The 8,614-nt window shown below is 72.8% G+C and carries 1 protein-coding gene; it reads right to left on the reverse strand.

What is annotated here, in order from left to right; genetic code table 11:
* The coding region (locus AC6LJ9_RS29605) for a filamentous hemagglutinin family protein (protein ID WP_498150327.1) at positions 1-8,614 on the reverse strand (8,614 nt) is incomplete at both ends.

Raw genomic sequence — 8,614 nt, forward strand, 5'->3', positions numbered from 1 at the left:
CCAGCAGCTGGATCGAGCCGCCGCCGACGCTGCGCACGCCGGACGGTCCGAACATCGAGATGCCGCCTTCGCGCGCCGCGCCTTCCGGGAACAGCGCCGCGATGGCCTGGCGGCCGCGCAGGTACGATCCCGGACGCGGTCCTTGCAGGTCGTTGTACTCGCGCCCGCCGGCCCGCAGCTCGGCGAAGTACACCGAGCGCAGGAAGGCCTGGCGCAGGGCCAGCGGCAGGGCCTCGAAGCGCGCCAGCACGTCCTGGTCGCTGCCCGTGAACCCGTCGCGGGCGCGCAGCCAGTCGGCCAGCTCGCGCTCATAGGTATGGACCACCTTGCCGGGCTGGCTGGCCAGGGTCTGGCCGGCCACCGCGCGGTTGGCCGGGTCCAGGTAGCGCTTGCCCAGCGCGTCGTAGTCGGGACCGGCCGCGCCGGCGCCCGCCGTGATCGCGATATCCGCGCCCGGCCGCTTGTCGCCGCGTAGCGCCGGGCCGACGCTGACGATGCTGGCGCGGTCTTCCTGCACCAGGTTGCGGCCCGCCACCACGTCCAGCAGGCCGGGGCCCGCCACCTTGACGTCGGCATACCAGATGTCGCGGCCGGCGTGCAGCAGCGAGACATCCGACGGGCCGTTGTGCAGGAACACGCCGCCCAGGCCGGCGATGTCGCGCCCGGCCAGCGCCTGGACCGGCGCCGCCGCGCGCAGCCAGTTGAGGATGCTGCGGTTGGTCTGCGGCAGGTACTGCACGGACATGCCCGAGCTCAGGCCAACCAGGTCGCCCTGCACCGCATAGAAGCGAATCGGTTCCGCTCCTTCCGCGCGCAAGGATCGGGCGCCCGGCGTGTCCGGCCCGAAGGCGAACAGCGGATGCGCGTCCTTGGTCGGCGCGACGGGCCCGTCCGCGCGCGGTACCGGCGAACCGTCGATGCTGTTGTTGTGCGAGCCGCGCTGCAGGCCGCCCGCCAGGTCATACCCGGCATACGCTGGCATGAACGGCGTGGGCAGCGGCGTGTCCGAACCGGACATGCTGACCGGCGTGCCGCCGCCATAGATGGACTGCTGCGCCAGGAAGCTCAGCTCGCCGCTGGCCGAGGGCGCCAACAGCAGGCCGCCGGCCGGCGTGCTGCCGGGCGAGCCGCTCTTGGCGGAACGGCCGTAGTAGATATTGCCGGAGGCCGCCGTCACGCGCAGGATCGACGGATACACGGTCACGTCGTCCCCCCGGATCACGGAAGCCGAGCCGGCGGCCTCATGGCTCAGCGAGGTATCCGGCGTGACATTGCCGCCCGCGCTCAACAGATTGATGGCGGTGGCCGGCGTCCACAGCGAGAACCAGCTCTGGCCGCCGCCCACCGACAGGCCATTGCCCGGCGCCTGGATGGAGGTATTGAGGACGCGCACGCGGCCGGCATCGGACACGCCGGACAGCACCAGGTCGCCCATGGTCTCCAGATAGACGGCGGCGTCGCCCGGCACCAGCGTGATGCCGCCGCTGGCGCTCGACAGCGTCGGCACGAAGGGGTTGATCGGCCTCGGATCCATGGCGTCGCCCGTCAGGCCGGGCTGCGCGACGGCGTCCTGGCGGAACAGCTGGCGCGAGCCGCCGATGGCACGCGCCTCGATCTGGATGGCGCCCCGCAGGTTGGTCACCATGCCGTCCAGGTCCGGCTTCTGGCGATTGGTCCGGTACTGCGTGGCGTACTGCGAGGCGTCCAGATCCGGGTTCAGGACCCCGCCCAGGCGCAGCTTCAGGTCGCCGCCGCCGGTCAGCGCCAGGCTGCCGTCGGGCGCGACGCGGCCGGTGCCGCCCACGGCCGCGACCAGGGCGCGGCTGCGCGGTTCCGGCGCGCCATAGTCGCCCAGGCCGCGCGCCGCCACGATGCCGGCGTCGCCGCCCGCGGCGATGCTGAGGTTGCCGCCGCCCAGCGTGCCGAAGCCGGTGAAGCCGACAATGTACGGATGGCTGCTGGCCCACATATTGGTGGCCATGGGCACGGCATAAGCGCCGAAGTTGATCCACCACGAGGCCGGCAAGGCGTCGGACCCCTGGCGCCACAGCCAGTTGCCGACGCTGGCGCTGGGCGTCTGCGGGCGGTTGGGCGGCGCGAATTCCGTCCAGGCGTCGCCGGACACGGAGCCGCCCACGACGATGTCCACGTTGCCGCCGCGCTCGGGATACCAGGCCCGGTACGCGCCGTTGGCCGCGCTGTAGTCATCCTGTTGCGGGCCCAGCAGCGAGGCCTGCTCGGGGCCCCCCGCCGGATCGAAGATGTGCTTGCCGCGCGGCTGCGCATACGGATCGCTGCCGTCGGCGCGGAGCAACGCCGTCGATGGCGTGCCCGCCGTATAAAAGCCATAGGGCGTGTCCATGCGCAGATCGCCGGCCGCCGCCGCGCCCAGGTCGCCGGCGCCGGTGCGCACCACGCTGAACATGGGCGCCAGCAGCTCGGCCGACGCGATGTCGCGGATCGGCAGGATCTCGACGTTGCAGACGCCCGGGATCATGTCGCAGAAGACGACCAGTTCTTCCTGCACCGGCGTATCCACTTCCGTGCCGAACATGTCGGAGCCGGCTTGCGTCCAGGTGCGCTTGATGCGCTTGGGATCGGTCACGCAAAGCCCGGGGAAGAGGTCGCAATCGCTGACCCAGTCCGGGTCCACCGGCTCGCCCACGGGGTAACCGAGATCGTTGGGCGCGTACACCATTCCAACGCCGCCCGGCACGATCTTCATGCGAGTGGAGGCGTGAGAGTCGGCCAGCACCAGCGAACCGCGCGACGCCGGATCGACCGCGCGCGGATCGGCCGAGCCCAGGTCGGCGCCGGCCGTCAGCTGCAGGCTCCAGCTGGTGGCGCCCTGCGGCAGCATCGGCGCCAGCGCCCAGTTGGCGCCCTGGAACTCGCCCGTCTTCGGCCGCAGGTTGACCGGTTTGTCATCGGGCAGCTCGATCTTGGTCATGGCCGGAATCAAGGCGCCGCGCGCCAGCGCCAGCACGCCGCTGGCCGTCATCGGCGCGGGCAAGGCCACGCCCTTGGGCCAGGTCAGCGCCGCCGCCAGCGTCTCGGCGCGCAGCACCGTGCCGGCGCCCAGCTTCATGCCCGGCGCGAGCGTCACGTCGGCCGTCGGCACCGTGCCGGCGCGCCAGGCCACCGAGCCGTCGCCGTGGTACACGTCCGCGCCCAGCACCACGCCCGCCGGCAGCACATAGTTGCCGGCCAGCTCCACCGCCACCGGCAAGGCGATGCCCTTGGGCAAGGTAACGCCCTCGGCCGGCAGGTCGTAGTTCAGCACGGCGCCCTTGGGGAACACGGTGCCCTTGTCCAGCGACACGCCGTCGATGGGAATCACGATATCGCCGCCGAACGGCGTGTTGCCGCTGTTCTGCGCATTGCGCCATTCGAACAGGTACCAGCCTTGATCGTCGGGCGTGGACGGCGGCGGGGCGAAGCCATCGTTGATGCTGCCGTGAATGGTCAGGTCGCCGGCCGCGCGGATGTTCAGCACGCCCGGCTCGCCAAAGCCGCGCCGCGCGGGATCGTTGCGGTCCGAGCCCGGGCCGTAGCGCAAGCCCGACAGGTCCAGGTCGCCCACCACCGTCAGGTTGCCGGCGGGATTGATCAGCGGATCGCTGACGATGTCCACGCCCGGACGCAGGCGGTAGCCGTCCAGCCCCGCGAGCCGCGCGCGCAGCGCGCCGTTGCCCAGCGCCGCGTTGATGAAATCCTGGCTGTCGCGGTCGATGCGGATCAGCATGTCCTGCGTGATCAGCTGGGGCCTGCTGCCGGACACGTCCGGCGCGCTCGCCAATTCGGCGTCGGCATACTCGCGGAACGCGTTCACCGCGATGAGGGACGCGCCCCGCACCTGCGGCCGGCCCTGCACCTGGATCGCCACATCATCGGCGCCCGCGCCGTCGCCGCGCGTGCCTGCGCCGCCCACGCGGCGCGCGTTCAGGTCCAGCGTGCCGCGCGCGCGGCCGTCGTTGCCGGCGGCCTCGGTGCCGACGCGCAGGTCGATGCTGGCCGACGGAGCCAGCGTCAACGTGCCCAGGCTCGACGTGAGCGAGACCTGCGCGCGGTTGGGGCTGTCGATGATCTGGCCATGGCTGTCGCGGCGCAGGCCCGCGCCATGCGCGTCCAGCGCGCCCAGCAGGTTCAGGTCGCCCTTGGCCGCCAGGCGGATGATGCCGGGCTGGAAGCCGCTGGCGTCGATGCGGCCGGCCACGGTCAGGCTGCCGCCATCCACCGTGATGCTGACCTGGCGCGCGCGTACCTCGTCGCCCACGAGCAGATCGCCCTGCTTGATCTGGAAACGCCGCGCGCCATGAACCTGGCCCGCGTTCAGGCGAGTGTTCAGTCCGGCGAAATCGGCCAGCGTCTGCGCCCGCAGCGTGATCTCGGCGCCGTCATACGGCACGCGCGTGCCGCCCGCGTCGTACAGGCCGGACGCACCGCCCAGGATGGAACCGCGCAGGTCGATCCGGCCGGCGCCGGCGCCCAGCGCCGTCGCGGCCAGCGTGCCGCCGCGCTGCTTGCGCGCCGACAGGTCGATGACCGAGCCGGCCTCCTGCTCGATATTGCCCGCCGCGCTATCCAGCGTCAGGTCGCCGCCCCAGGTGTAGCGCGCCTGGTCGTAGAACAGCACTTCGCGGCCAGCCAGGTCCAGGCGCGATTGCGCGCCCAGGCGCAGGTCGCGCTCGGCCTTGATCTTCAGCTTGCCCGAGGCCAGCGCGATCGCGCCGTCCAGATCCACCGAACCGCCCGCCAGCGTCAGCTGCGCGCCGAGCGCGCCGGCTTGCCCGGACAGCGCCGCCGCGCCCTGCGGCCGGCGCAGCGTCAGGCTGCCGCCCGCCGTGTAGGCCATGGACGCGCTGGCCTCGCCCGTCAGCAGCGGCGTCACGATGTTCAGGTCGCCGCCGCTGTAGGCATGACCCTTGCCCGCCTGGTACGCGCCCTGGCGGTGATAGGCCTTGAGCGTGCCCTGGCCATTGGCGGTCACGCGCTCGCTGGCCAGCAGGTCCACGCCGGCGAAACCCAGCGCCAGGCGTTCGGCCGACAGCCAGTTCACGGGCTGGGTGTCCGGGCCGTAGCCGAACACGATGCGCTCGGCGGCCAATTGCAGCCGGCCGTCGCCCAGCCGGTCCGCGATGGCCGCTCCCGGTATCGCCGGATCGTACTGGCCCGAGAGATGGGAGGGACGCGCGGACACGCCGGTCCACACCAGTTCGCGCGAGCGGATCGTCGCGGTGTCGGCGGCGCCGCCATAGCCGTAGATGGCCGGCGCGCCCAGCACCAGCCGGCCCACGCCCTTGCCCTGCGTGGCGTCCAGCGTCACCGAGCCAAACACGTTGACCGAATCGCGCGCGTTCAGGATCAGGGTTTCGACGGCGGGAATGCCGGGGCCGGCATTGCCCTTGAGCAGCTTGTCGAGCACGCGCTGGTTCAGCATCAGCCCGTTCGGCAAGGCGCCGGCGGCGGCCGCCCGCGCCAGCGCGGCCTCGTCGCCCAGGTTCAGCGTGGACATCGCCAGCAGCAGGTTGCGCGCGCCATAGCGCGCATTGTCGGCCAGCGTGAAGGCGCGGTCGGTGGCGACCAGCAAGGTGCCTTCGGCGGCCAGCGTGGTGGCGGCGCCCGTGCAGGCGCCGGCGCAGGCCCCGATATTGATGTAGCCCGGCCCCTGCGCCATTTCCGGCGTGGCCGGCAGCAGGTTGATCGTGCCGTTGCTCAGGCCCAGCACACCGGTCCTGCCGGCGGCGTACACCAAGCCCGTGCTGGAATCGTAGGCCGGCTTGCCACGGCCGATGGTCGAAATGGCGGCGCCCTCTTCCACCGTGATGCCGCCCCAGGTGGCGCCGCTGATCAGGAATACCTCGGCGGCGCTGAGCGCGGCCCCCGCGCGCACGGTCACGTTGTTGGTGCTGGACACGAAGGTCGCGTAGTTGTCCCCCGGCTTCAGATCCAGCCGGCCGCCGACCATCATGCGCACGGGATTGAAACGGTTCAGCGCGGACGCCGACAGCGAAGCGCCCGTGTAGCCCGCCGTCCGGCTCGCGCCATCGGCCAGCAGTTCCACGTCGTTGGCCAGGACCTCCAGCGTACCGTCCACCCCGCCCTTGGCGGCCGCGAAACGCGCCACGCCGTCGAAACCGAGCATGGGCTTGCCTTCCTGCGGCAGGACGCGCTCGTAGTTCAGGCGCAGGGTGCGCGCGTCGGCCGTGATCTGGCCGCGCAGGCCGCCCTTGCGCGCCGCGTCCGCCGCCACGAAGGCGTCATGGCTCATCTCGTTGTAGTTCGAATGCGAGCGCACCCGCTCCCCCGGCGTCAGCAGCAGCTGGCGCGGCAGCGCCGCGCGCAGTCCGGTGTTGGACACGCCCAGGTATCCCGACGCCACCAGCGAGCCCTGCGGCGTCGGCGCCGCGCCGGGCAGCAAGGTCTCCGCGCCCAGCTCGACGCGGTAGGCGCCCGGCATCAGCGCATAGGCCGCCGGCATCAACGTGTAGACGCCGGCCTTCAATCCGCCCGCATCCTGCGTCAACGTCAGCGTCTGGCCCACGACGGGTTCGCTGCCCGCCGTGTCGGGCGCGACCGGCGCGTAGCCGCCGGCATGGCCCGGCACGATGGCGTAGATCGCATTGCCGGTCGCGCTGTTGGTGAATGTCGGATTGGCGTTGACCAGCGGCGTGCGCAGGATGTCCACCGAACCGCCGCGCCCGGCCACGAAGGCGGCGCCGCGCAGCTCGCCGCCGCCGCTCAGGTCCAGCACCGCGCCCTGGTGACCCGTCAGCGTATGGCCGGAGAACGCAATGCCGCCGGTGTTCTGCTCGCGCAGTTTCAGCGGCGCGCCGGCATAGGTGTACGTCAGGCCATCCGCCGTGCCGCCATAGGGCACCATGACGCCGGCGCCGCTGACCGAAGTCAGGCTGCCGGGCATCAGCTCGACCGAGCGCGCGCGCCAGCTGTCGCTGCCACGCGCATCCTGGCCCAGGCTGATCGAGCCCATGGGCGCGCGCACGGTGCCCGCCTGGATCACCGTGTCCGCGCCCAGGCTCAGCGAGCCGAACACCGACAGCGGCGGCGCCACCGACTCGGCGCCGGGCTGGCGCAGGATTTCCAGGCGGCGGCCGGTTTCATAGCCGCCCCAGATGGTCGCGCTGGCGCCGGTGGCCGGATAGAGCTGCGCGCTGGTGATGCGCAGGTCGCCGTTGGTGCCCAGCTCGGTGGTGGCGTCGCCGGACAGGCCACGGCCGGCCTGTCCGCCCAGCAGGCGCACGTCGCCACGGCTGTTGAGGCTGACCTGGTCGAAGCCGCGCCGATCCACTGTCACCGGCGCGCCGGCCAGCAACGGCACCGCGCCGCGCGCGCCGAAGCCGACCCGGTCGCGGATATCGATCAGGTCCGCGTCGGCCGTGAAGCTGCCCACGCCGGGCCGCGCGGACGCGCCGTCGCGCCACGTCACCGTCGGCGTGACGCCGTCGCCCCGGGCGCGCGCCGCGCCGGCCAGGCGCAGGTATGGCGCGGACAGGCTGACGGCCGTGCCGGCCGCCGCGCGATCGGTCACGGCATAGCTGCCGGCATAGAAGCGCAGGCTTTGCGAGGCCGCCAGGGCCACGTCGCCGTCGAAACTGAGAATACCGTTGACCAGCAGCGACAGGTTGCCGAAGCCGCCGGCCTCGAACTGCCGCGCCGACAGGCGCGCCGCGCCATGATGCAGCGCCGGATCGAGCTGGCCCGGCTTGAGATCCGATGCCAGGCCGCTGGCCTGCGTGCCCTGCGACAGGATCAGTTCGCGCGGCCGGCGCACGCCGTCCTCGGCGTTGACCGACAGCGGGAACGTCGGCGTTTCCAGCGCCAGCGCCAGCGTGCCGCCGGCCGCGCCCGCGCCGCCCGCCCGGGCGCGCATGTCGCCGTCCAGGAACAGGCCATAGCTGGACTTCAGCACGATCTGGCCGCCGTCGCCGGCCAGGTCCAGCGTCCCCGGGCGGCTGCCGCGCGGCGCGTCGATGGCCAGGCGCGAGCCCGAGGCATCCAGCAACGCGCCCGGGCGCACCACGATGGCGATATCACGGGCGCTCTCGGCGATGCCGGTCGCGTCCCAGTCCAGCGCGCCGCCCAGCAGGATGCTGCCGCCCGCCTGCGCCTTGCCGTAGCGGCGGCCGTCGATATCCACGCCGCCGGCGGCGCGGCCGGCGACGTCCAGCGTCGCCGCGCCGCCGATCCAGATGGCGCGGTTGTGCGTCCTGGTCGCGGGGTTGTCGCGCACGTCGGAGGCCGGCGCGACGATATCCAACTCGATACGACCGCCGGGCGCGCGCAGCGCGCCATCCACGGTGATACGGCTGTTGCCGCCGCCCAGCAGGCGGATCGTGCGGCCAGGATCGACCGACACCAGCGCGCCAGCGCCGATATCGATGTCCGCGCCATCCTCGATGCGCTGCGAGCGCAGCGTCAGGTCCGCGCCGGCGCGCTGCGTCAGCGCGCCCTTGAGCGGGTTCTCCTGGTACACCGGCGCCAGCAGCAGCGCCGGCGCCGGCCGCTGGCCCGTGGCCTCGCTGCCCGGCTCGTATCGGTACACCGGCATCGCCACGTCCAGCGTCGCGCCCTCGGCCACGCGCAGGCCGTCACG

The sequence above is a fragment of the Achromobacter sp. 1011811831 genome, assembly GCF_059760905.1.